Genomic DNA, 22,860 nt, shown 5'->3' on the forward strand with positions numbered 1-22,860 from the left:
CGGCTCACTCCCCAACCCGGACCCGCGCGCCGACCCGACGGTCGGCGACGCTGCGGGCCGCCTCGACCACGTAGTCGCCCGCGATCGTGGCCCAGCCCCGCGCGGACTCGTCCCAGATCTGGAAGGCGCGGCGGGGGAGGTCGATGACGACCTCGGCCGTGGCGCCGGGGTCGAGCTCGATGGAGGTGAAGCCGGCGAGCCAGCGGGCGGGGCGGTCGGCGGTGTCGCCCAGCGGGGCGACGTAGAGCTGGACGACTTCGCGGCCGCGCCGGGAGCCGGCGTTGCGGACGCGGACGCGGGCGGTGGTGGCGGCGGGGTCGACGTCGATGGACTCGTAGGCCCAGTCGGTGTAGCCGAGGCCGTGGCCGAAGGGGTAGGCGGGGGTGCGGCCGGCCCGGTCCCAGGCGCGGTAGCCGATGAAGACGCCCTCGTCGTAGGAGAGTTCGCCGTCGACGGGGGTGACCCGGGTGACGGGGACGTCCTCGAAGGCGACGGGCCAGGTGGTGGGCAGCCGCCCGCCCGGCTCCTCGGCGCCGAGGAGGACGTCGGCCAGAGCGGCGCCCGCCTCCTGGCCGGGGAACCAGCTCAGGAGAATCGCCGCCACGTCGTCCCGCCAGGGCAGCTCCACGGGGGAGCCGGAGTTGACGACGACGACCGTGTCGGGGTTGGCGGCGGCGACGGCCCGGACGAGGTCGTCCTGGCGGCCGGGAAGCCTGAGGTCCTTGCGGTCGAAGCCCTCGGACTCGACGCGCTCGGTGGTGGCGACGACCACGATCGCGGTGTCGGCGGCGCGCGCGGCCTCGACGGCCTCGGCGATGAGCTCGTCCGGGTCGCGCCGGGGGCCGCCGTGGACGAGGGAGAAGGCGACGGCCTTGATCGGGATCTCCTCGATCTTGAAGACGACGTGGAAGAGGGAGACCTCGACCGGCCGCCCGGCCTCCAGCGTGACCCGGCCGCGCTCGACGGGGGCGCCGAAGAACGCCTCGAAGGGGTCGGTCTCCGAGCCCATGCCCTGCTCGCCGTCGAAGACCACCTGGCCGTCCACGACGAGCCGGAAGCCGCCGAGGCCCCGGGTGCCGAAGTGGTGGGCGCCGGACTCGCGCGGGGTGAAGGTGCCGGTGATCTCGACGCTGAACAGCGCGTCGTAGGTGACGCCCTCGGGCAGGTCGTTGCCCATCCACTGAACCTGGCCGCCGGGCACCGTGGAGGAGCCGATGACGTTGCCCTGGGCGTCGCGGCAGATCGCGCGCAGGCCGAAGCCCTCGCCGGCGGCGCCCAGTTCCTCGCTGGGGTCGGCGCCGACGGAGTACGTCAGGGCGCCCTGGGGGAGGGCGGCGGTGAGGCCGTCGAGCGGGGAGGTGATGTGGCCGGGGAACACCTGGGCCGAGCCGCCGCCCAGCACGCGGGCCTCGCGTGCGGCCGTGCCGATGAGGGCGACCTTGCCGGTCTTCGCGGGAGCGAGCGGGAGCGCGGCGCCCTGGTTGCGTACCAGGACGAAGGAGCGGCGGGCGATCTCGCGGGCGAGGGCGTCGCCGTCGATGCCGGCCGGGCGGTCGGCCTCGGCGACGGCGGCGGGGGCGCTGTCGAGGATGCCCACGCGGGCGGCGAGCCGCAGCACGTTGCGTACCGCCTCGTCCACGACGGACTCCTCGACCAGGCCTTCCCGCACGGCCGCGGCGAGGGCCTCGCCGTAGACGGTCTCGGGGCCGGGCATGGCGACGTCGAGGCCGCCGAGGATGTCGCCGACGGTGTCGCGGGCGGCCATCCAGTCGGAGACGATGTAGCCGTCGAAGCCCCACTCGCCGCGCAGCACCTCGTTCTGGAGGTAACGGTGCTCGGTCATGGTGTGGCCGTTGACGGAGTTGTAGGCGGCCATGATGCCCCAGGGGTGGGCGTTCTTGACGATGGCCTCGAAGGGGGCGAGGTACAGCTCGCGCAGGGCGCGCTCGCCGACGACGTTGTTGACGGTGAAGCGCTCGGTCTCGGCGTCGTTGGCCACGAAGTGCTTGACGGTGGTGCCGACGCCGCCCGCCTGGACACCGGCGACGTAGCCGCTGCCGATGGCGCCGGTCAGCAGCGGGTCCTCGGAGTACGCCTCGAAGTGCCGGCCGCCGAGCGGGGATCGGTGCAGGTTGACGGTCGGGGCGAGCAGCACGTGCACGCCCTTGCGGCGGGCCTCCTGGGCGAGCAGGTGCCCCGCGCGGCGGGCCAGCGCCGGGTCCCAGGTGGCGGCCAGCGCGGTGGGGCTGGGCAGTGCGACGGACGGGTCGTCGGCCGTCCAGCGGACACCGCGCACACCGATCGGCCCGTCGGACATCACCAGGGAGCCGAGACCGATCTCGGGCAGTGCGGGCAGGGACCACATGTCCTGTCCGCCGAGCAGCCGTGCCTTGGCGTCCAGGTCGAGCTTGCTGAGGGCGGCCTCCACGGCGGTCGCGCGCTCGAAGTCGGTCATTGGGGATCAACTCCCTGGTGAATGTCCCTGTTACCTGTGCGACATCCTCAACCCATGGACCTGATGATCGGTAGGTCTTGTTGTTGTTTTGTTATCCATGAATCTTCACAAGCTGAACACGCGGGCTAGGCTCTTGGCCTGTGACAGCCAACGACCACCCCGTACGCGGACTGGGCCGAGCCACGCGCAACGAGGACCGTAAGGCGGAGATCATCCAGGCCGCCCTCGAAGTCATCTCCGAACGCGGCTACCGGGGGGCCTCCCTGGCCGCCGTCGCCGAGCGCGTGGGCCTCACCCAGCAGGGGCTGCTGCACTACTTCCCCACGAAGGAAGCGCTGCTCATAGCGGTGCTGGAGATCCGCGACCAGTGGGACATGGCGTCCGCCGCTCTCACCGGGAGCACCGTCTGGCCGATGGAAATGCTGATCAACCTGGTCGAGTACAACTCCACCCGCCCCGGCATCGTCCAGGTCTTCACCGTCCTCGCCGGTGACAGCGTCACCGAGGACCACCCCGCCCAGGAGTACTTCAAGGACCGCTACCGCTGGGTCCGCGAGAACGCGGTCGAGTCGCTGCGAGCCGAGTACGGAGACGTGCTCCCCGGCGGCCTCACTCCCGAGCAGGCCGCCCCGCTGCTCGTCGCCGTCATGGACGGCCTCCAGGTGCAGTGGCTGCACGACCCGGAGTCGGTGGACATGACCCGGTCCATGCGGGATTTCGCAAGGCTCCTGACCAGCGAAAAGGAGTGAGGGGGCGGGCTCCGCGGAGCCCGCCCCCCAATTCCACCGTTCAGTCAGAGCTTGACGATCATCTTGCCGGTGTTCTCGCCCCGCAGGAGGCCGAGGAAGGCCTCGACGTTGTTCTCGATGCCCTCGACCACTGTCTCGCGGTAGTGCAGCTTCCCCTCGCGCACCCAGCCGCCGACCTCCTGGACGAACTGCGGCTGCAGGTCGTAGTGGTCGCCGACGAGGACGCCCTCGACGCGCAGGCGGTTCTGCAGGATCTTCACCATGTTGCGCGGGCCCGGGGTGGGCTCCGTGGCGTTGTACTGGGCGATCATGCCGCAGATGACGGCGCGGCCGCGCAGGTTGAGCGCGCCGATCGCGGCCTCGAGGTGCTCGCCGCCGACGTTGTCGAAGTAGACGTCGATGCCGTCGGGGGCGGCCTGTGCGAGCTGCTCGGCGACGGGACCGTTCTTGTAGTTGAAGGCCGCGTCGAAGCCGTACTCCTCGATCAGGAGCTTGACCTTCTCGTCGGAGCCGGCGGAGCCGATGACCCGGGAGGCGCCCTTGAGCTTGGCGATCTGGCCGACCTGGCCACCGACCGCGCCGGCCGCGCCGGAGACGAAGACGGCGTCGCCCTCCTTGAAGCCGCCGACCCGCAGCAGGCCCGCGTAGGCGGTGAGGCCGGTCATGCCGAGGACGCCGAGGTAGGTGCTGAGCGGGGCGAGCGAGCCGTCCACCTTGACCGAGGTCTTGGCGTTGACCACGGCGTACTCGCGCCAGCCCGCGAAGTGCAGCACGTGGTCGCCGGGGGCGAAGCCCTCCGCGCCCGAAGCGACGACCTCGCCGACGGCGCCGCCCTGCAGGGGCTGGTTGAGCTCGTAGGGGGCGGCGTAGGACTTCGCGTCGTTCATCCGGCCGCGCATGTACGGGTCGACGGAGACGTAGAGGTTGCGCACCAGGATCTCGCCCGGGCCGGGCTCGCCGGGCTCGGTCTCGACCAGCGCGAAGTCCTCGGGCGTCGGCCACCCGTGGGGGCGGGCGACCAGGTGCCATTCACGGCTCTTCGGCATGGGGGGGTGACCTTTTCAGGAGGAGGTAAAAGCTTGAGGTTCTTAACTAACCATGAACCTTGATGTTTCATGTTGTCAAATAAATCGCTACGATCGGGCCATGGCCAGTCCCAGTGATCCGCTCACCCGCGAGGTCGTCGACCTCATCGGCACCATCGTGGCCCGCTACCACGAGGAATACGAGGTGGCCGCCGCCGAGCACCAGCTCACCGGCGCCCAGGCGGGCGTGCTGACGCTGCTCGCGCGCGAGCCGATGCCCATGCGGGGCATCGCCAGGCAGCTGAAGTGCGAGCCGTCCAATGTCACCGGCATCGTGGACCGCCTGGAGGCCCGGGGCCTCGCGGAGCGCCGCCCGGACCCGGCCGACCGGCGGGTCAAGCTGGCCGCGGCGACGGAGGAGGGCCTGCGGACGGCGGAGGGCCTGCGCGGGTCGCTGAACTTCGCGCGGGAGCCGCTCGCCGCGCTGAGCGCGGAGGAGCGGAGGTCGCTGCGCGACCTGCTGCGGCGGATGGTGCTCTAACTGCACCACCACAGCACGCGCGTGCAGGTCGCCGAGGGCGAGGGTGCTGGGGAGGGGGACGAGGAGGCCGTCGGGGTGGAGCTGCCGGTCGCGCTGGCCGTGGCCGCGGGGGCGGTCGTGCCGGGGGCGGTGGAGATGTTGCCGGAAGCGGTGGCCGTCGCGGAGTCGGTCGGCGAGGCGCTGGCGGAGGCCGAGGAGGTCTTCTTGCCGCTCGCGGAGGGCGACGCCGAGACGTCGGAGAGCGGATCGGCCGAGGTGCCGGTGGCGCCCGGGGAGGGACTGGGGCTGGTAGTGGTGCTGCTCGCGCTGTCCTGTGAGTCGTGCGAGTCGGCGGTGCCGGTCACGTAGGTCACGATGGGCAGTTCGGCGACGCTCACGCCGATGGCCAGTACGAGGCCCGCGCCCACGGCAGTGCCGAGCAGCAGCCGCGACCTGCCCCGGCCCCGCGCCCGCCGGGTGCCCCTGCCGCCGCGCTGCTCGCCCCGCCGCCGTGCCGCCCGGCCGCCGCCCTCGACGGCGACCGCGTCGGCACCGCTCTGCGTACCGCTGTCCGCACCGTCGCCCTTGGGTACGGGCGCGTCGGAGGCGGCACTCGCCCCGAGCTCACTCGCGGGGGTGCCGCACCCGGGGCAGCACAGGGCGCCGTTGATGTGACGTTGACAGGCGGAGCAGTAATCCATGATCCGGGCAGACTATGTGAGGTACCCGTAATACAAGCCTAAGAAGTTTTCACGATCCCGTGAGGATGTCGTGAAGCCCGTGACGTAAGGGTTTCACCCCGCAAAAGGAACATCCGGCACACCTTGCCCCGCATCGGGCAGCACCAGCAGCGATCCGGCCAGCGGCTGGCCGGCGAGCGCAAGCGCGTCCAGACCGATGGTCGCCGTGGTGATGTAGAGGTCGGTCAGCCGCGGCCCGCCGAAGGCGCAGGCCGTCGTCTGCTGTGCGGGGACCTCCACCACGCGGTCGAGCTTGCCGTCGGGCGTGTAGCGGCGCACCGCCCCGCCGCCCCACAGGGCCACCCATACGCAGCCTTCGGCGTCGACGGTGAGGCCGTCGGGGAAGCCGGCGCCATCCTCGATCTCCGCGAAGGGGCGGCGCTTGCGGACCTCGCCGGTGCCGGGGTCCACGTCGAAGACGTCGACGCGCCGGGTGGGGCTGTCCACGTAGTACATGAGGGTGCCGTCGGGGCTCCAGTCGGTGCCGTTGCTGACGGCGACGTCGTCCAGGACCGGGACCACGGTGCCGTCCGGGAGGAAGCGGGCGAGGGTGCCGCCGCCGGGGGCCTCGTCGTAGCGCATCGTGCCGGCCCACAGGGTGCCGGCGGCGTCCACGGCGGCGTCGTTGGCCCGGCGGCCGGGGACCGGCTCGAGGTGCAGCCAGCGGAAGGCGCCGTCGGCGTCGTAGAGCCCCACGCCGTCCCGGAGGTTGGCCACGATGCCGCCGCCGGCGCGCGGTTTGGCGGCGCCGACGTGCTGCTCGGTGGCCATCACGGTGTCCCGGCCGGTGGCGGGGTCGAACCAGTGGACGCGCGAGCCCAGGATGTCCAGCCAGATCAGCCGGGCCGTGACCGGGTCCCAGCTGGGGCCCTCGCCGAGTATCGCGTCGGCCTTGAAGGCGAGCTCCAGATCGCTCACAGGGCACGCACCCGGTGGCCGAGCCGCTCGGACAGGTCGGCGGCGCCCTTGGCCGCCAGCTCCTCCAGCTCGGCCCGCCGTTCGTCGCTCCAGCGGATCATCGGCACGGAGATGCTGAGCGCGGCCACGACCTGCCCGGCGGAGTCCCGTACGGGCGCGGCGATGCAGGAGACGTCCGGATTGGACTCGCGCTGCTCTATCGCGATGCCGCGCTCCCGGATCGCGGCGAGCTGGCTGCGCAGCTCCTGCGGCGAGGTGATGGTGTGCGGGGTCATCGCGCGCAGCGGAGCGTCGTGCGGCAGCCGGGCGTCGAGCGTGGCGGCGGGGAGCGAGGCGAGCAGCATCTTGCCGACGGAGGTGCAGTGCGCGGGCAGCCGGCGGCCGGCGGCGGAGACCATGCGGACCGCGTGGGTGCTGTCGACCTTGGCGATGTAGATGACGTCGGTGCCTTCGAGCAGGGCGACATGCACCGTCTCGTCGCAGGTCTCGGCGACGGTGCGGGCCACCTGCTGGCCCTCGGCGGCGAGGTCCAGCTGCTCGGAGTAGCGGCTGCCGAGCTGGTAGGGACGCACGCCGAGGCGGTAACGGCCTGGCTGTCCGGGCAGCGGCACGAGATAGTTGCGGGCAGCGAGCGTGGTGACGAGCTCGTGCACCGTGGTGCGCGGCAGGCCGAGCCTGCGGGTGATCTCGGGCGCGGACAGGGTCCCGTCACCTTCGAGGAAGAGCTCCAGGATGTCCAGGGCTCGGGTCACGGCTGGTACCAGGCGTCCCATCGCTGCTTCTCTCCGACGACGTGTTCGAGTTCTTCCGGTCCGGATGTTCGAGATCCCGGAACTTGACCGGTATTGCGAACGAATCGTATCGGCCGTCGCCACCCCTCAGCAATGGCCCGTACGCCACGCCGAAGATCTGTCTGTCCGTTAAACGATAAGCACGATTTGTTAGCTTCTGTACGCCGATCGAATAATCATCACATTTTGGTCAGTTATCGGAACTCGCTTCGTGCTTCCCACCCTTCCTTCCTCCTCCCTCCCTCCCTTCACTACGCCTACGGGGGTGTCGTGACGATCACGCCGAGCAGCACCCGGCCGACCACCGACCACCAGCCCACGATCGTGCCGGCACCCGCGTTGCAGGCCGCCGGAGCCGCCGACCAGGGGGCCGGTGCCACGCCCGCGTACGACTACGAACGCTTCAGCCACCTTGCCGGGCCGCTCACCGAGCCCGAGCTGAAGCCCGGTCAGACCTATCGCGTCCAGTACCGCAGCCTGCTCGCCGAGGGGCAGCACAGGGTGCGCACCGCGCTGCTGCTGTCCGCCGCCCCGGTGGTCTCGGTGCTGCTCCTGGTGTGGCTGATGCAGCCGCAGCACTGGGTGCACCGCCAGTACGTGCCGCAGTGGGCGACCGTCGCCGACACCGTGATGCTGGTGTCGATCGGGGTCATCGAGCTCTTCCGGGTGATCACCGTCGTGTCCAACGCGCACGCCACCCTCGTCGCCCGCGACCCGGTGCCGGTCACCGCCGAGTCCGGCACCAAGGTGGCCTTCCTGACCAGCTTCGTACCGAGCAGTGAACCGCTGTCCATGGTCCGCGCCACCCTGGAGGGCGCCGTGCAGCTGCGGCACGACGGCCCGCTGGACGTCTGGCTGCTCGACGAGGGCGACGACCCCGAGGTCAAGCGGATGTGCGACCGCCTCGGTGTGCACCACTTCAGCCGCAAGGGCGTCGAGAAGTGGAACCAGCCCACCGGCTCCTTCCGGGCGAGGACCAAGCACGGCAACTACAACGCCTGGCTGGACGCGCACGGTGACGGCTACGAGTTCATGGCCTGCGTCGACACCGACCACATCCCGCTGCCCAACTTCCTGGAGCGGATGCTCGGCTACTTCCGCGACCCCGACGTCGCCTTCGTCGTCGGCCCCCAGGTCTACGGCAACTACGACGCCACCGTCACCAAGGCCGCCGAGAGCCAGCAGTTCCTCTTCCACGCGCTCATCCAGCGAGCCGGCAACGCCTACGGCTCGCCCATGTTCGTCGGCACCAACAACGCGGTCCGGATCTCCGTCCTCAAGCAGATCGGCGGCCTCTACGACTCGATCACCGAGGACATGGCCACCGGCCTGGAGATCCACGGCACCCGCAACCCCGCCTCCGGGCAGCGCTGGCGCTCGGTCTACACCCCGGACGTGCTCGCCGTCGGCGAGGGCCCGACCTCCTGGACCGACTTCTTCAGCCAGCAGCTGCGCTGGAGCCGGGGCACGTACGAAACGGTGATCAAGCAGTTCTGGAAGGCGCCGTTCACCCTGTCGCCCGGCCGCTTCCTCAACTACGCCCTGATGGTCACCTATTACCCGATGTCCGCCGTCAACTGGATCCTCGGAGCCCTGTCCGGCACCCTCTTCCTGGTGCTGGGGGCCTCCGGGGTGCACATCGAGTCCTCCCTCTGGCTCATGCTCTACAGCGACGCCGCCGCGCTCCAGATCGGCCTCTACATGTGGAACCGGCGGCACAACGTCAGCCCCCACGAGCCCGAGGGATCGTCGGGCGCGGCCGGCATGGTGATGTCCGCACTGTCGGCGCCGCTGTACACCCGGTCGTTCGCGGAGGCTGTGCTGCGCCGCCGCTCCGGCTTCGTGGTCACCCCGAAGGGCGACTCGGCCAGCCCGGACCGGCTCATGACCTTCCGGATCCACCTCTTCTGGGCGGCCGTGTTCGGGAGCTCGCTCGTCGCCTCCTTCTTCCTCGGCCACACCCATGTCGCGATGCGCACCTGGGCGGCGCTGGCCCTGGTCATCACCCTCGCCCCGGTCGTCGCCTGGCAGTGGACGGAGCTGCGCGGCCGGATCCGCGCCCGCCGCGCGAAGAAGGCAGGCCACGCCGCCCAGGCCCAGCAGCAGTCCCAGCCCCAGCCTCAGGCCCAGCAGCAGTCCCAGCCCCAGTCCCAGCAGCAGTCCCAGCCCCAGTCCCAGCAGCAGTCTCACCCGCTCGACCAGCACAGCCACGCGTAGCCCTCGTAAAGGAAGCCCCCCGTGAGGTACCGCCCCAGCCCGCAGCTCCGCAAGACCGCGCTCGGTGCGACCGCGCTCGTCGCCCTGGCCGGGCTCAACGCCCCGGCGGCGGTCGGGTTCGCCGAGCGCCAATACCACCAGTACAAGATCAACCAGCCCAGGTACAAGGCGCTGTACGGCCACTGGGACCTGCTGGACGTGCCAAAACAGTTCCGGATCAACGCCATTCACGCGGCCCTGCTGCACACCGGCAAGGTGCTGCTGATCGCGGGCTCCGGCAACGACCAGCGCAACTTCGACGCGGGCAGGTTCCAGAGCGTCCTGTGGGACCCGGCGGACAACTCCTTCAAGGAGGTCGACACCCCGAAGGACATGTTCTGCTCCGGCCACGCCCAGCTGCCCGACGGCAGGCTGCTGGTGGCCGGCGGCACCGCCCGCTACGAGAAGCTGGGCGGCGACGTCACCCGGGCGGGCGGCGCCATGCTGATCAAGAACGAGGACCCGGACAAGCCCCGGCTGCTGCGCAAGGGCACGGTCTTCGTGGGCGCCTCGGGGCGGGCGTACCGCTCGCTGTTCGACGTCCTGGTGCCGCGCGCCACCAAGAAGGTCTACGCGCCCAAGGCCAAGCGCAAGGCCGCCGTCAAGGTCACCGCGAGCCAGGCCCGGGTCTACGTGGAGGCGACCGTCCGGGGCGAGAAGGGCATCAGCAACACCGCCGACCAGTACGCGATCGCCGGCCTCGAGGGCAAGGACGCGGACAACGTCTACGGGCTCGCCGCCAAGCTCGGCCTGGACAAGAAGGACTTCCAGGGGCTGCGGGAGGCGTACGAGTTCGATCCCGTCGCCGAGCGCTACATCACCGTCGACTCCATGGCCGAGGCCCGCTGGTACCCGACCCTGGTGACGCTCAAGGACGGCCGAGTGCTGGCCGTGTCCGGCCTGGACGACATGGGCGAGATCATCCCCGGCAAGAACGAGATCTTCGACCCGAAGACCCGTAAGTGGTCCAAGGGCCCCGACCGCTACTTCCCCACCTACCCCGCGCTCTTCCTCACCCAGGGCGGCGACCTCTTCTACTCCGGCTCCAACGCCGGCTACGGCCCCGCCGACCAGGGCCGCGTCCCCGGCATCTGGAACCTGGAGAAGAACACCTTCGCCCCCGTGCCCGGGCTGAGCCAGGCCGACCGGACCGAGACCTCGGCCTCGGTGCTCCTGCCCCCGGCGCAGCGGCAGCGGGTCATGCTGCTCGGCGGGGGAGGCGTCGGCGAGTCCCACGCGTCCACGGCGCGCACGGCGGTCGTCGACCTCAAGGCGAAGAAGCCGGTCTACATGGACGGACCCGAACTGCCGGAGGGGACGCGGTACCTGAACGCCGTGCTCACCCCGGACGACACCGTCTTCACCAGTGGTGGCTCGCACGACTACCGGGGCAAGAAGGCCAGCGACATCCTCAAGGCCCAGTTCTACGACCCGGCGACCAACTCCTTCCACGAGGCGGCGGCCCCGACGGTGGGCCGGGACTACCACTCCGAGGCGCTGCTCCTGCCCGACGGCCGGATCGCGGTCTTCGGCTCCAACCCGCTCTTCGCCGACAAGGACGACACCCAGCCCGGCGTCTTCGAGCAGCGCATCGAGGTCTACACGCCGCCCTATCTGTTCGGTGACCGGTCCGCCCGGCCGCGTCTGGCCCGGCGCGCGCTGTCGGTCGGGCGCGGCGACACGGCCCGGCTCGACGCCGCCGATCCCTCGGCGGTCGCCAAGGCCCGGCTGATGCGGCCGAGCGCGGTCACGCACGCCACGGATGTCGAGCAGCGCTCGATCGAGCTGACCGTGACGCGTAAGGGCGACGCGCTGTCGGTCAAGATCCCGGACGACCCGACGCTGGTGCCCAGCGGCTGGTACATGCTCTTCGTCACGAACGCGAAGGGGGTTCCGTCGCAGGCCCAGTGGGTGCACGTGAGTTGAGCACTCCGCCGACCTGCGGCCCGTGGTGGGTTGCTCGCGCAGTTCCCCGCGCCCCTTCGGGGCACGGGTCTCTGGCGGCTCCTGGCCGGCCGACGGCTCTGACGGCGCCCCGAAAGGGGCGCGGGGAACTGCGCGACCAGCCGGCCACAGGCCGCACTGTGGGCCCGGTCAGCATGAGAGCAACGCGACCGCCCCGGACCACGGCTGCGGTGACTGCCACCGCAGCCGGGTCCCGGCCACGGACAGTGGCGAGCCGAGAGCGCCCGACACCGTCCAGTGGCCGGGCGGCAGGTCGACCGTCGGGGAGCCGCCCGGGTCGGCGAAGGCGTGCAGCACCGCGAGGGCCTGCGTGCCGTCGGCCGAGACGCGCAGGACGGACTGCCAGCCGGTGGGGTTGCGCATGGCGTCGGCCGGGCGCGTACCGCTGTGGTGGGAGATACCGGCGTCGATGACGGGGGCAGCGCGCTGGTACAGGGTCAGGGCCTCGGTGACGCGCTGCCAGCCGGCTTCGTCGAGGAGATCCGGGTCGCCGGACAGGCAGAGGCGGCCGAGGAAGCCGGCGGCGAGCTTGTAGACGAGGTCGGATTCGGTGTCTTCGGCGCGGACGGTGGCCCAGACCAGGGACTGGCGGGGGAGCAGTACGCGCTGCAGATTGGCCGCGATGACCGGGGCCTCGCGGGCCTCGAAGGCGTCGGAGCCGGAGGATACGGCGGTGAGGGCGGCGTAGGCGGGGGAGATGCGGTGGCCGCCACCGGAGCAGTTCTCGATGACGAGGTGCGGGAGGCGGGCCGACAGGGCGCGGATGAAGTCCTGGGAGGCGGCGGTGACTTCGCGTACGACCGCGCCCTCGGCGACGAGATTCGCGTTGTAGTCGATCTTCAGATAGCCGAAGTCCTTGAGGACGGCGGCCATCCGGTCCAGCAGCGGTTCGGTGACCTCGGGCCGCCGCAGGTCCAGGAAACGGCGGGCGGAGACATGGACCGGGGCCCCGTCGCGGTGCACATGCGGCTCCGGGTCCGCGTACGCCTTCGACAGCTCGCCGGTCGTCTCCGGCTCCCACCACAGCCCCGGTACGAAGCCGCGCTCGCGCAGTGCGCGGGCCGTGGCCGCCAGCCCGCCGGGGAAGCGAACGGTGCTGGGCTCCCAGTCGCCGTGGCTGCTCCACCAGTTGCTGCCCGGGTCGCTGAACCAGCCGCAGTCGACGGTGAAGTAGCGCACCCCAGTGCCCTGGAGGCGGTCCGCGAGGGCCAGGACCCGGTCGTGGGTGGGATTGCCCCAGGTGGTGGCGTACTCGTTGAACTGGATGGGCAGCCCGCGTTCCAGGCCGGGGCGCGGGTGGCCGGACTGGGCGGCGGTGAGACGGGCACAGAGCTCGTCCAGTCCGCCCTGGACGACGGACACCACGGCCTCCGGGGCCTCGTAGGACTCGCCCGGCCCGAGCACGATGCGACCGCCGCCGAGGTCCCGGTCCGCCGGTCCGCCGCTGATGGCCAGCCCGTCCCGGCCCCGGATCAGCTCCAGCTGCCAGGGCCCGCCCGCCGCGAGCTGCGCGCCCCAGATCACCCCCGCCTCGGTGTCCTCCACCGCCACGAACGGCATCCAGCCGGCCGCCGGCATGCTCCCGGCACACCCGAAGCGTTCGGCGACCGTGCCGATGTTGACGTACGGCCGCTCCAGCCCGAGCCGCTCGACCGGGTCCGACACCGGGCGTGCCTCCGCGCTCCACGCTGAACGGATGCGGTGGACGACCAGGCGGCCGGGGGCGGGCGCGTCGTCGGCGGCGAAGGGGGTGATGCCGGTGAGGGTGAAGGACGTGAGCAGGTCCAGGGTGAGCGGCTGGTCGCCCTCGTTCACGGCGGTCGTACGGATGCGTACGAAGCCGTCGTGCCGGGTGATGCGGTGGACCAGCGCGAGCCCGTCCCCGGTGGCGAGCTCGGTGGTGACGGCGTTGTCGTCGTCCGTCTGCTGCGAGCGCAGGCGCAGCGCCGACTCGGTGGCGCTCCTGCGCAGTGTCCGGGCCCCGGCGAAGGGCTCGTGCAGCGGGTCGCCCGCGCGGGCCGCGGATGCCAGGGGCTCGACGCTCCGGGCGGGGCCGGTGTCGGGGTGGTGGCGGGCGGCGGGCTCGTCGATGCGGGAGCGGGGCGGTTGCGCGCGGTGCGCGAAGGCGGTGGGGAGGAGTTCGAGGCCGGGCGCGCCGGTGCTCGGGTCGGCGGTCGGAAAGCGGAGGGTGATGTCGCCCCATGTGCGCATGTGTTGAATCCTGTCCGAGGCGTTGACGGGCAAACGCTCCCGAGCTTATGTTCCGTTCGAAGTTACGGCCAGTATTCGAAATACCGAACGGTGGGGGTGGGTGGGGTGGCGGCTGACGGCCGAGTGGTTCTTTCCCCCACCCCGCCCCTTCCCGAAACCAGGGGCGCTGCCCCTGGACCCCTGAACGCCCTTCGGGCGTGTCCTCAAACGCCGGACAGGCTGAAAATTCAGCCCGTCCGGCGTTTGAGGACCGGGGTCTGGGGCGGAGCCCCAGCGGGTCCGGGCGGAGCCCGGTTTCGGGAAGGGGCGGGGTGGGGGACCTCCCTACCGGAGCACGACCGTCGTCAGCGAGCGGGCCGGCAACTGGACGGCGAGCCGCCCGCCGCGCGGCGTGGCGGCGCCGACGCGGGCGACGGAGTGCGTGCCGTCCGTGAGGTAGACGGAGCCGTGACCGCTGTCGCCCACTGCGTACGTCGAGGAGACCGCGTCCGTACCGGTGTTGAGGAGCTCGATCACACGGCTGCCGTCGTGGTTGCGGAATGCGCTGACCTGGACCGCCGGGTCCGCCGCGTCCGCGGCAACCCGTACCGCGCCCGGCCGGATGAAGCGGCTGTAGGCGGCAAGCGCCCAGAGCCGCTTGGAGACGTGGTAGTCGGCGCCGTCGAGCTGGATGAGGCCGCGGGTGGCGCCGAGGGAGGCGCCGAACCAGTAGACGTAGGCCGAGGCGCCGGCATCGGTGAGGGTGCGGTCGATCTGCTGGGCGACGGAGATGCCGTCGTAGGCGGAGCCGTCGTCCCAGGCCTCGTTCCAGGTGGAGCCGTTGGGGCTCCATTCGGACATCCAGACGGGGTTGTCGGTGGGGAGCGGATAGGTGGAGTCGGAGACGTAGGGGTGGCCGGTGTGGGTGGCCACGTAGTGGTCGGCCACCGGGTCCGCTTCGATCGCGGTGGAGAAGGGGGCTTGCTGGTCCCAGCCGGCGGCGTCGCAGCAGGCGATCTTGATGCCGGTGCCGTGGAGGGCGGGGCCGAGGGCCTTGACCATGGCGACGGCCTGGTCGGGGGTGAACCGCATGGAGGCGTAGGAGGTGGCGAGATCCGGCTCGTTGGTGAAGCCGAGGTCGGTGATGCGGATGCCCTCCTGGGCGTAGAAGGCCGCGTACTGCCGGAGGTAGGCCGCGTAGGCGGGGCGCCACTCGGGCAGCAGGGTGCCGCCGTTGGTGTCGCTGCCGTTGTCCTTCATGAAGGCGGGGGCGGACCAGGCGTCGGCGTAGAAGCGCTTGACGCCGTAGGCCCTGGCTTCCTGGGCGAGCCAGACCTGGCCGCCGTCGTCGCCGTCCCAGACGTACGTGGGGGTGGCGTCGGGGCCGCCGGGATCGGTGGGCTCGATGGTGGGCATGTGGTCGTAGACGGTGTCGGTGGAGGAGCCGATGCCGAGGCGGAGGATGCTCAGGCCGGCGCCGGTGCGGGTGCTCAGGAGGAGGTCGAGGACCTCGCGCCCGTGCTCCGGCGTGAGGCCCTGCGCGCCGTGGATGAGGGAGGCGCGCTGGAAGGCCTGGGAGAAGCCGAAGCCGTCGATGGACTGGAGGCGGTGGGAGAAGTCGACCGTGCCGGTGGCCGGCTGTGCCGTGGCCGGGGCGGCCGTCAGGAGCGTTGCCGTGACCGCGAGTGCGGCGAGCATGGATCTGTACACAGAAGCTTCCCTTCTGAAAAACTTCCGGAACTTTTCCGTAAATCCGCCGGAACGTTATTGGCGGTCGCAAGGAACGTCAACCCCCGTGGCACCAGCACTCCCTGAAAGGCAGTCATGTCCCGCACCGCTGCTCGTTTCGCCCTCGACCCCGCCTTCTCCGTAGGTGACGTCGACCCGCGCCTGTTCGGGTCCTTCGTCGAGCACCTCGGCCGCTGCGTCTACACCGGCATCTACGAGCCGGGCCACCCCACCGCCGACGCGGAGGGCCTGCGCCAGGACGTCCTGGAGCTGGTCCGGGAGCTCGGGACCACCGCCATCCGCTATCCCGGCGGCAACTTCGTGTCCGGCTTCAAGTGGGAGGACAGCGTCGGCCCGAAGGACGAGCGGCCGCGCCGGCTCGACCTGGCCTGGAAGTCCACCGAGACCAACCGGTTCGGGCTGAGCGAGTTCATCGACTTCCTGCGGAAGATCGACGGCGAGCCGATGCTCGCCGTCAACCTCGGGACCAGAGGAGTCCAGGAGGCGCTGGACCTCCAGGAGTACGCCAACCACCCGTCCGGCACCGCGCTGTCCGACCAGCGCGTCGCGCACGGCGACAAGGACCCCTTCGGCATCCGCCTGTGGTGCCTCGGCAACGAGATGGACGGCCCCTGGCAGACCGGCCACAAGACCGCCGACGAGTACGGCCGGGTCGCAGCCGAGACCGCCCGCGCCATGCGCCAGCAGGACTGGGCGGACGACCTCAAGCTGGTCGCCTGCGGCAGCAGCGCCCAGAACATGCCCACCTTCGCCGCCTGGGAGGCGACGGTGCTGCAGCACACATACGACCTGGTCGACTACATCTCGCTGCACGCCTACTACGAGGAGAAGGACGGCGACCGCGACTCCTTCCTGGCCTCGGCCGTGGACATGGAGTCCTTCATCGAGAACGTCGTCGCCACCTGCGACCACGTCGGTGCCCGCCTGAAGTCGAAGAAGAAGATCGACCTCTCCTTCGACGAGTGGAACGTCTGGTACCAGAGCCGGCCCAACCCGCACCAGGTCGAGGACTGGCAGGAGGCCCCGCGCATCCTGGAGGACGTCTACTCCGTCACCGACGCCGTCGTCTTCGGCTCGCTGCTGATCGCCCTGCTCCGGCACGCCGACCGCGTCACCGTCGCCTGCCTCGCGCAGCTCGTCAACGTCATCGCCCCGATCATGACCGAGCCCGGCGGCCCGGCCTGGCGGCAGACCACCTTCTACCCCTTCGCCCAGGCCAGCCGCTACGGCCGCGGCCGCGTCCTGCAGGTCAACGTCGACAGCCCCGTGCACGAGACCCAGGCCTTCGGCGAGGTGCCGCTGCTGCACGCCACCGCCGTCATCGACGACGCGACGGGCGCGGTCACCGTCTTCGCCGTCAACCGCAGCCAGACCGAATCCCTCCCCCTGGAGATCGGCCTGCGCGGTCTGTCGGCCGGCCGGGTCGTCGAGCACTCCGTACTCGCCGACGACGATCCGGATGCCGTCAACAGCCTGGAGAACCCGGACCGCGTCACCCCCCACCCGGTGGACGGCACGGCCATCGGCGAGGACGGCACGCTGCGTGCCACGCTCAAGCCGCTGTCGTGGAACGTGATCCGGCTCGCCTGACGTGTCGTCCGATCGCAGCCGTTCACCAGGTTGGACGGCTGCGATTGCGGGCCGGAGACAGCGGGCTGACGCTCGATCCATGATCCGTATCCGTGTTATCCGCATATGCGCCATGACGGCCCTGCTCGCCGCCTCGGCACTCACCGGTTCGGCCGCCTTCGCCGCCGCAGGCAACGGGGCCATGGCCCCTGTCCCCACCACCTGCACCGTGAACGACGTGGAGGTCACCGGCACCACCATCGCCGGCACCGACGCGGTCGACGACATCGAGTGCGACAACGGTGTCAACCTGGGCACCACCGTCACCGGAGGCGGCGGCACCGACCTCATCGATGTGGACGGCAACAACGCCGGCACCATCGACGGCGGCGCCGGCGCCGACCTCATCGATGTGGACGGCGACAACCTCGCCACCGGAGTCATCATCGGAGGCAGCGAGGGCGACATCATCGACGTGGACGACAACGCCGGCAAGATCCTCGGCGGGGCCGGCGGCGATGTGATCTTCACCGGCGCCAACACCGGCACCGTCGACGGTGAGGCCGACGCCGACGTCTGTCTCCCCGACGAGGGGGCGGGCCCCACGACCTGCGAGACCGTCGTCTAGGGCCTGTCCGGTGGATCTCCGTGGGTGAAGGAGCGGGGTCTGGTGCCTGTGATCGCAAGGCGCCGGAGCGCCCACAGGGTGGTTTCCTGTGGGCGTTTCGGCAACGCCGCGAGCGCTGGTGCCAGGGCACGCGACGCCACGGAGATCCACCGGACAGGCCCTAGTCGGAGAGGACACGAGGAGGCGGGCCCCCACCTTTCGGTAGGGACCCGCCCTGATTCGCGTTTCGGGTCAGAGCCAGGGTCAGGGCGCGAAGGCCGCGATCCCCTCGGGGGTGCCCCAGCCGGTCGGGCCGTCGTAGCCGGTGGCGGCGGTGCAGTAGTAGGACACGGTGCAGCTGCCGTTGTTGCCGCTGGTCACGTCGTTGAGGGACGAGGTGCCCGCGTAGTCGTAGGGGTACTGCGCGGGGTAGGTGCCGCTGGTCGGGGTGCCGGCCAGGGCGTAGACGCCGGCGATGATCGGGGCGGAGACGCTGGTGCCGCCGAAGGTGTACCAGCCGGCCGTGACGCCGTAGGAGTCGTAGACCGAGACACCGGTGGCCGGGTCCGCGACGGCGGAGACATCGGCCTCCATGCGCTTGGTGCAGCTGGTGTCGGTCTGCCAGCTCGGCTTGGTCTCGTACGAGGAGCAGCCGGAGCCGGTGCCCTCGGTGCTGCTGGTCTTCCAGACCGTCTCGGTCCAGCCGCGGGTGGTGGAGGAGGTCGCCAGCTTGGTGCCGCCGACGGCGGTGACGTACTGGGACGTGGCCGGGTACTCGGTGCCGTAGGCGGAGTCACCGGAGGAGACGGTGATCGCGACGCCGGCGTGCTTGTAGTAGCTGGTGTCGTAGGAGGTCTCGGCGGAGGACTCCGAGCCGCCGTAGCTGTTGGAGACGAACTTCGCGCCGAGCGCCACGGCCTCGTTCTCAGCCGTGCCGAGGTTGGCGTAGCTGGCGGAGGTCGCCTCGACCAGAGTGATGTTGCACAGCGGGCAGATCGCGCTGGCCATGTCGAGGTCGAGGGAGATCTCCTCGGCCCAGCCGGTGTTGCCGGACGGGAGGGAGGTGGTGGAGCCGGTCTGGCTCACCTTCTTGAAGCAGCCGTTGGCCGTCGTGCAGGCCGACAGACCGTAGTACGAGCGGTAAACGGCCAGGTCCGCCTCGGCGTTGGGGTCGTTGTAGGCGTCGACGATGGCGATCGTCTCACCGGAGCCCTTGGACGCGGCGGCCGAGGTCAGGCCGTACGCGGACCACAGGTTCGTCGGCCCGAAGCCGGAGGGGGTGGTGGCGTCGGCGGCCTTGGGGGTGACGCCCTTCTTGAACGCCTTGTCCGCCATGTACTCGGTGACGCCGCCGGTGACGCGCTTGGCGTTGCAGGCCGCGTAGCCGGCCTTGGGGGTCGAACATGCCTTGGCCCAGGTGACGCTGGGGGTGACCTTGGCGACCGTGGTCTTCGCGTCGGCCGGGCCGGCGGAACCGAAGGCGGTGAGGACAAGCGCTGCCGTGGCGATGACGGCCGCGCCGACGCGGCGGAACCGTCTGGTGGGGGGTGTGGTGCGCAACGTACTGCCTCCTGGGAGTGGGTTGGGGCAGGGGCGGTGCGGGTGCGTTGGCTTGTCGGCTGTGATGACCATGACTTGAGGTGTGCGCGACAACAAGGGGTTCCCGGCAATGCAGACCGCTGCTTTGCCGCGCCAATTCCGTTGTGAGGGACGCGTATTGCAGTCGCATGGGGGAACTCACAGAAAAGCCCGAAGCAGGTTCAGGCGGTGTGCGGAGGGCCCTGCGGATTCGGTCGCGGCGCTGGCCGCCACCGCGATCGGGCTGCGGCTCCCCGGCCGCTACCCTTTTGGCCTATGCGAGATCTTGCGGCAGGCATACGACACCTGGCGGACGGCCAGCGCTGGGTCCTCCGGCACGGCCGGTGGTTCGGCTTCGGACTGCTGCCCGCCCTGATCACCCTCGTCGGCTACGCGGCCGCCCTCGTCGTGCTCGCCTTCTGGGCCGACGACGCCACCACCTGGGCCACGCCCTTCGCCGACGGCTGGAGCTCTCCCTGGCAGGGCCTCTTCCGCGGCCTGCTCACCGCCGTGCTCTTCGGCGGCGGCCTGCTGCTCGCGGTGCTCACCTTCGCCGCGGTGACCCTGCTGGTCGGCCAGCCCTTCTACGAGTCCCTCGCCGAGCGGGTCGACGTGACGGAGGGCGGCGCCCCGGACGCCCCCGACATACCGCTGTGGCGGGAGCTGTGGCTGTCGCTGCGGGACAGCCTGCGGGTGCTGGTGCGCGTGGTGGCGTGGGGCATCGCGCTCTTCGCCCTGGGCTTCATCCCCTTCGTCGGCCAGACCGTCGTGCCCGTCGTCGGCTTCTGCGTCTCCGGGTTCTTTCTCGCCCTGGAGCTCACGGCGGTCGCCTTCCAGCGCCGGGCGGTGCCGCTGCGCGAGCGCCTGCGGCTGCTGCGCGGGCGGATGATGCTCACCCTCGGCTTCGGTGTGCCGCTGGTGCTGCTCTTCCTGGTGCCGCTGCTCGCCGTGTTCGCGATGCCGGGGGCGGTGGCCGGCGCGACCCTCCTCGTACGGGATCTGCTGCCGGCGCAGGAGGAAACCCCGGAGCCGGTAACGGCTCCGGGGCTGCCCAACCTCCGTAAGGATTAGGGGCGCTGGGTGCTTACGTGTCCACGCCGAGCGTCAGCGTCCCGGTGTAGCCGGCGCTGGTGGAGCCGCTGAGGGTCAGCAGGCCGTCCTGGGCGCCTCCGCCGCCGTAGATGGTGTCCTGGCTGAGCGTGGTGCGGGTGACCGTGTTCGTGGAGTACGGGGAGACCTTGGCGACTGCTGTGGTCACCGTCTCGTCGAAGAACAGCTGGCCGGTGTTGACCACCGTCCCGCCGGTGTACTTGCCGTTGGAGACGGTGACGCCGGTGTGCACCTTGAGGTGGATGTGGATGGCCCGGCCCCGGTACCAGCCCGGGTAGATCGTGGTGATCGTCGCCAGGCCGCTGGAGTTGGTCAGCACGCCGCCCCGGAGGAAGGTGCCGTCGTCCGCCTCGCTGTGGCCGTTGGCGCCGACGAACCCGGAGTACTCGCCGAGCGCGTCCGCGTGCCAGATCTCGACCAGGGCGTTGGGCAGGACCGCGCACGTGCTGCTGTCGACGACCGTGAGGTTGAGCGTGAGCTTCAGGCCCGCCTTGCTCTCCGTCACGTCCGACCGGACGAGCGCGACATCGAGGTAGTAGGGGCCCTCGGTGACCTCGGAGAACAGCGTGCACACGGCCGCGGCCGCCGCCGGAGCGGCCTCCGCGGCTGCCGCGGCCGCTGGGGCCGCTGGGGCCGCCTCGGCGGCTCCCGCTGACGCGGAGGTGAGACCGGCGGCTCCGAGGCCGATGACTGCGGCCGCCGTGGTGCCGGCGGCGAGGATGCTGCGGCGGCTGTGCGCCGCGTCCTGTGGTGTGGGGGTGTCTGTCATGGACACGGAAACGTAGGGACGAAAGCTGTGGATTACATATCAGCGGACTGTGTGTTTCGTGGGAGGCGCGATCTGGCTGAATTCCGGCGTCGGCGGCTCCTGGGGGCCTGGGTTTCAGCCCGTCCGGCCCTGGTTCAGAGACCTCCCTGGACGCCGCCGGGAAGGCCGCCTGCGCCGGTGCGGTTTCGGTGCCGTCGGTCGGGGTTGCTGGTTCCGTCCTCAATCGCCGGACGGGCTGGGTTGGCCTGGGGGTCGGTGCCACCACCGGGGATCTCTCCTCGGCGCTCGCGACTCTGGTCGGCCTGGTTTGTGTCCGGGATCCTCGCTCGTCGCCTGCGGGAGAACCCCGGCGTGTCCCCTCCCGGCCGGACGGCAAGCTTCAGCCCGTCCGGCGTTTGAGGACACGCCCGCAGGGCGTTCAGGGGGTCCGGGGGCTTGCCCCCCCGGTTTCGGGAAGGGGCGGGGTGGGGGAGATCCCCCCGGTCACGGGTCGTTGGCCGCCTGCGCAGCGGGCCAAAGTAAACCAGCCCTACGCCCACCGCCAGGCTCATCCTGACCGGCGGCCACCTCGCCCTCACATGCTTCGCCGCGGGCGCGACGGGTCAGACTCGCTGCGCTGGATCTTCTCCGACCTGACGGAGGTGGAACTGCGCCGTATGCGCGAGGAGCCGCCCGAATCCCCGTACTTCGGCGAGTCCTTCCTCTGGACGGCGCTCTTCCGTAAGCCCTAGTCGCTGAGAGCCGCCAGCGCGCTGGTGACGTTTTCCGAGACGGCCGCCTTGTCGATGCCCAGGTCGGCGAGCACTCCGGTGCCGTCCTCCTGTTCCAGCAGGGCGAGCAGCATGTGCTCGGTGCCGACGTAGTTGTGCCCCATGCGCAGGGCCTCGCGGAAGGTGAGTTCGAGCGCCTTCTTGGCCCCCTGGTCGAAGGGGATGAGCGCGGGCAACTGCTCGGCGGCCGGCGGGAGGGTGACGGTCCGGCGGACGGTGTCGAAGGTGACGCCCTGGGCGAGGATCGCCTTGGCGCCGAGGCCGTCGGGCTGGCTTAGGAGGCCGAGGACGAGGTGCTCGGGGGTGATCTCGGCGTTGCTCGCCGTACGGGCTTCCTCCTGGGCGGCCACGACGACCTTGCGGGCGCGCGGGGTGAAGCGGCTGAACCCCTGGCTCGGGTCGAGGTCGTTCTCGGAGAGCTCGCCGGGGGCCTTGGGGACGAAGCGCTTCTGGGCGGCCTGCTTGCTGACGCCCATGCTGCGGCCGATGTCGGTCCAGGAGGCGCCGGAACGGCGGGCCTGGTCGACGAAGTGGCCGATGAGGTGGTCGGCCACGTCGCCGAGGTGGTCGGCGGCGATGACGGCGTCCGAGAGCTGGTCGAGAGCGTCGGTGTGGACCTTCTTGATGGCGTCGATGAGGTCGTCGAGCCGGATCTGATTCGTCATGCGACAACCTTAGGTTGACGCTCCTCGGATCGTCAACCCGAAGTTGACGATCCGTCCTCGAAGAGACAGAAGGGGTGCCCCGCCGGGTCGAACAGGACCCGGACGTCCTCCTGCGGCTGGAAGGCGGCCGGCCGCGCGCCCACGGTCACCGCGTGCGCCACGGCGGCGTCCAGGTCCTCGACGCGGATGTCCAGGTGCAGCATCTTCTGCTGCGCGCCGGGCTGTTCGGGCCAGGCCGGCGGCACGTACGCCGCCTCGGACTGGAAGGACAGGCCGGTGCCGCCGTCGGGGCAGCGCATCAGGACCCAGCCCGGCTCGCTTTCGGTCACCGGCCAGCCCAGGAGGCGGCCGTAGAAGTCCGCGAGGACATGCGCGTCAGGGCAGTCCAGAACGACTGTCCTGAGGGTGAATCGCGGGGCTGCGGCCATGCGGCC

18 protein-coding genes and 1 pseudogene are annotated in these 22,860 nt (G+C 71.0%); 8 read left to right on the forward strand and 11 right to left on the reverse strand.

Annotated elements, in window-relative coordinates; all coding sequences use genetic code 11:
- Positions 1–4 precede the first annotated feature (4 nt).
- Positions 5–2,455, reverse strand: a complete 2,451-nt coding sequence (locus OG607_RS32040) for a glycoside hydrolase family 3 protein (RefSeq protein ID WP_405730848.1) — start codon at positions 2,453–2,455, stop codon at positions 5–7.
- A gap of 170 nt (positions 2,456–2,625) precedes the next feature.
- Between OG607_RS32040 and OG607_RS32045 the strand changes: the two genes are divergently transcribed.
- Positions 2,626–3,204, forward strand: a complete 579-nt coding sequence (locus OG607_RS32045; RefSeq protein ID WP_405737186.1) for a TetR/AcrR family transcriptional regulator — start codon at positions 2,626–2,628, stop codon at positions 3,202–3,204.
- A 44-nt stretch (positions 3,205–3,248) separates the two neighbouring features.
- On the opposite strand, the gene OG607_RS32050 is transcribed toward OG607_RS32045, so the two are convergent.
- Positions 3,249–4,250 carry an NADP-dependent oxidoreductase gene (locus OG607_RS32050; protein WP_405730850.1) on the reverse strand — a complete coding sequence of 334 codons (1,002 nt, stop codon included), beginning with the start codon at positions 4,248–4,250 and terminating at the stop codon, positions 3,249–3,251.
- Positions 4,251–4,350: 100 nt separating this feature from the next.
- On the opposite strand from OG607_RS32050, the gene OG607_RS32055 reads away from it, so the two are divergent.
- Positions 4,351–4,770, forward strand: a complete 420-nt coding sequence (locus OG607_RS32055) for a MarR family winged helix-turn-helix transcriptional regulator (RefSeq protein WP_405730852.1) — start codon at positions 4,351–4,353, stop codon at positions 4,768–4,770.
- Here OG607_RS32055 and OG607_RS32060 read toward each other — a convergent pair.
- The 3 genes from OG607_RS32060 to OG607_RS32070 all read right to left on the reverse strand — a co-directional run bounded on the left by OG607_RS32060 (position 4,767) and on the right by OG607_RS32070 (position 7,180).
- Positions 4,767–5,450: a hypothetical protein gene (locus OG607_RS32060; protein WP_405730854.1), complete on the reverse strand. Its 684-nt coding sequence runs from the start codon at positions 5,448–5,450 to the stop codon at positions 4,767–4,769. The two genes, OG607_RS32055 and OG607_RS32060, sit on opposite strands and share 4 nt — an antisense overlap.
- Positions 5,451–5,543: 93 nt before the next feature.
- A complete protein-coding gene (locus OG607_RS32065) occupies positions 5,544–6,407 on the reverse strand; it encodes an SMP-30/gluconolactonase/LRE family protein (protein WP_405730856.1) in 864 nt (287 codons plus the stop codon).
- A complete protein-coding gene (locus OG607_RS32070) occupies positions 6,404–7,180 on the reverse strand; it encodes an IclR family transcriptional regulator (RefSeq protein ID WP_405730858.1) in 777 nt (258 codons plus the stop codon). Before OG607_RS32070 ends, OG607_RS32065 begins: the two co-directional genes overlap by 4 nt.
- A 288-nt stretch (positions 7,181–7,468) precedes the next feature.
- Between OG607_RS32070 and OG607_RS32075 the strand changes: the two genes are divergently transcribed.
- Positions 7,469–9,415 carry a glycosyltransferase gene (locus tag OG607_RS32075; protein WP_405730860.1) on the forward strand — a complete coding sequence of 649 codons (1,947 nt, stop codon included), beginning with the start codon at positions 7,469–7,471 and terminating at the stop codon, positions 9,413–9,415.
- A gap of 21 nt (positions 9,416–9,436) precedes the next feature.
- Positions 9,437–11,380 (forward strand): galactose oxidase-like domain-containing protein, encoded by a 1,944-nt coding sequence (locus tag OG607_RS32080; protein WP_405730862.1) that lies wholly within the window; start codon positions 9,437–9,439, stop codon positions 11,378–11,380.
- Between the two features lie 168 nt (positions 11,381–11,548).
- On the opposite strand, the gene OG607_RS32085 is transcribed toward OG607_RS32080, so the two are convergent.
- Positions 11,549–13,630 carry an alpha-galactosidase gene (locus OG607_RS32085; protein ID WP_405730864.1) on the reverse strand — a complete coding sequence of 694 codons (2,082 nt, stop codon included), beginning with the start codon at positions 13,628–13,630 and terminating at the stop codon, positions 11,549–11,551.
- Positions 13,631–13,954: 324 nt separating this feature from the next.
- Entirely contained in the window at positions 13,955–15,319 is a 1,365-nt protein-coding gene (locus tag OG607_RS32090; RefSeq protein WP_405730866.1) for a glycoside hydrolase family 30 protein, read from the reverse strand.
- Positions 15,320–15,433: 114 nt separating this feature from the next.
- On the opposite strand from OG607_RS32090, the gene OG607_RS32095 reads away from it, so the two are divergent.
- The gene (locus OG607_RS32095; protein WP_405730868.1) at positions 15,434–16,948 is read left to right on the forward strand and encodes an alpha-N-arabinofuranosidase; all 1,515 of its coding nucleotides are present in this window, start codon (positions 15,434–15,436) and stop codon (positions 16,946–16,948) included.
- A 79-nt stretch (positions 16,949–17,027) separates the two neighbouring features.
- Positions 17,028–17,555 (forward strand): hypothetical protein, encoded by a 528-nt coding sequence (locus tag OG607_RS32100; RefSeq protein ID WP_405730870.1) that lies wholly within the window; start codon positions 17,028–17,030, stop codon positions 17,553–17,555.
- A gap of 243 nt (positions 17,556–17,798) precedes the next feature.
- Here OG607_RS32100 and OG607_RS32105 read toward each other — a convergent pair whose 3' ends face one another.
- Positions 17,799–19,094 (reverse strand): peptidase S8, encoded by a 1,296-nt coding sequence (locus OG607_RS32105; RefSeq protein WP_405730872.1) that lies wholly within the window; start codon positions 19,092–19,094, stop codon positions 17,799–17,801.
- Positions 19,095–19,388: 294 nt separating this feature from the next.
- On the opposite strand from OG607_RS32105, the gene OG607_RS32110 reads away from it, so the two are divergent.
- A complete protein-coding gene (locus OG607_RS32110; protein ID WP_405730874.1) occupies positions 19,389–20,183 on the forward strand; it encodes an EI24 domain-containing protein in 795 nt (264 codons plus the stop codon).
- A gap of 13 nt (positions 20,184–20,196) precedes the next feature.
- Here the strand turns inward: OG607_RS32110 and OG607_RS32115 are convergent, their stop codons facing one another.
- Positions 20,197–20,991 (reverse strand): intradiol ring-cleavage dioxygenase, encoded by a 795-nt coding sequence (locus OG607_RS32115; RefSeq protein WP_405730876.1) that lies wholly within the window; start codon positions 20,989–20,991, stop codon positions 20,197–20,199.
- Between the two features lie 543 nt (positions 20,992–21,534).
- Between OG607_RS32115 and OG607_RS32120 the strand changes: the two are divergent.
- Positions 21,535–21,722: pseudogene (locus tag OG607_RS32120) on the forward strand (SAM-dependent methyltransferase); the annotation flags it as partial.
- Here the strand turns inward: OG607_RS32120 and OG607_RS32125 are convergent.
- Both OG607_RS32125 and OG607_RS32130 read right to left on the reverse strand, forming a co-directional pair.
- A complete protein-coding gene (locus OG607_RS32125) occupies positions 21,719–22,426 on the reverse strand; it encodes a Clp protease N-terminal domain-containing protein (protein WP_405730878.1) in 708 nt (235 codons plus the stop codon). The pseudogene OG607_RS32120 and the gene OG607_RS32125 sit on opposite strands and share 4 nt — an antisense overlap.
- Positions 22,427–22,458: 32 nt before the next feature.
- Positions 22,459–22,854, reverse strand: a complete 396-nt coding sequence (locus tag OG607_RS32130) for a VOC family protein (RefSeq protein WP_405730880.1) — start codon at positions 22,852–22,854, stop codon at positions 22,459–22,461.
- Between the last annotated feature and the right edge of the window lie 6 nt (positions 22,855–22,860).

The sequence above is a fragment of the Streptomyces sp. NBC_01537 genome, from assembly GCF_045040445.1.
In the GTDB taxonomy this organism is placed as follows: domain Bacteria; phylum Actinomycetota; class Actinomycetes; order Streptomycetales; family Streptomycetaceae; genus Actinacidiphila.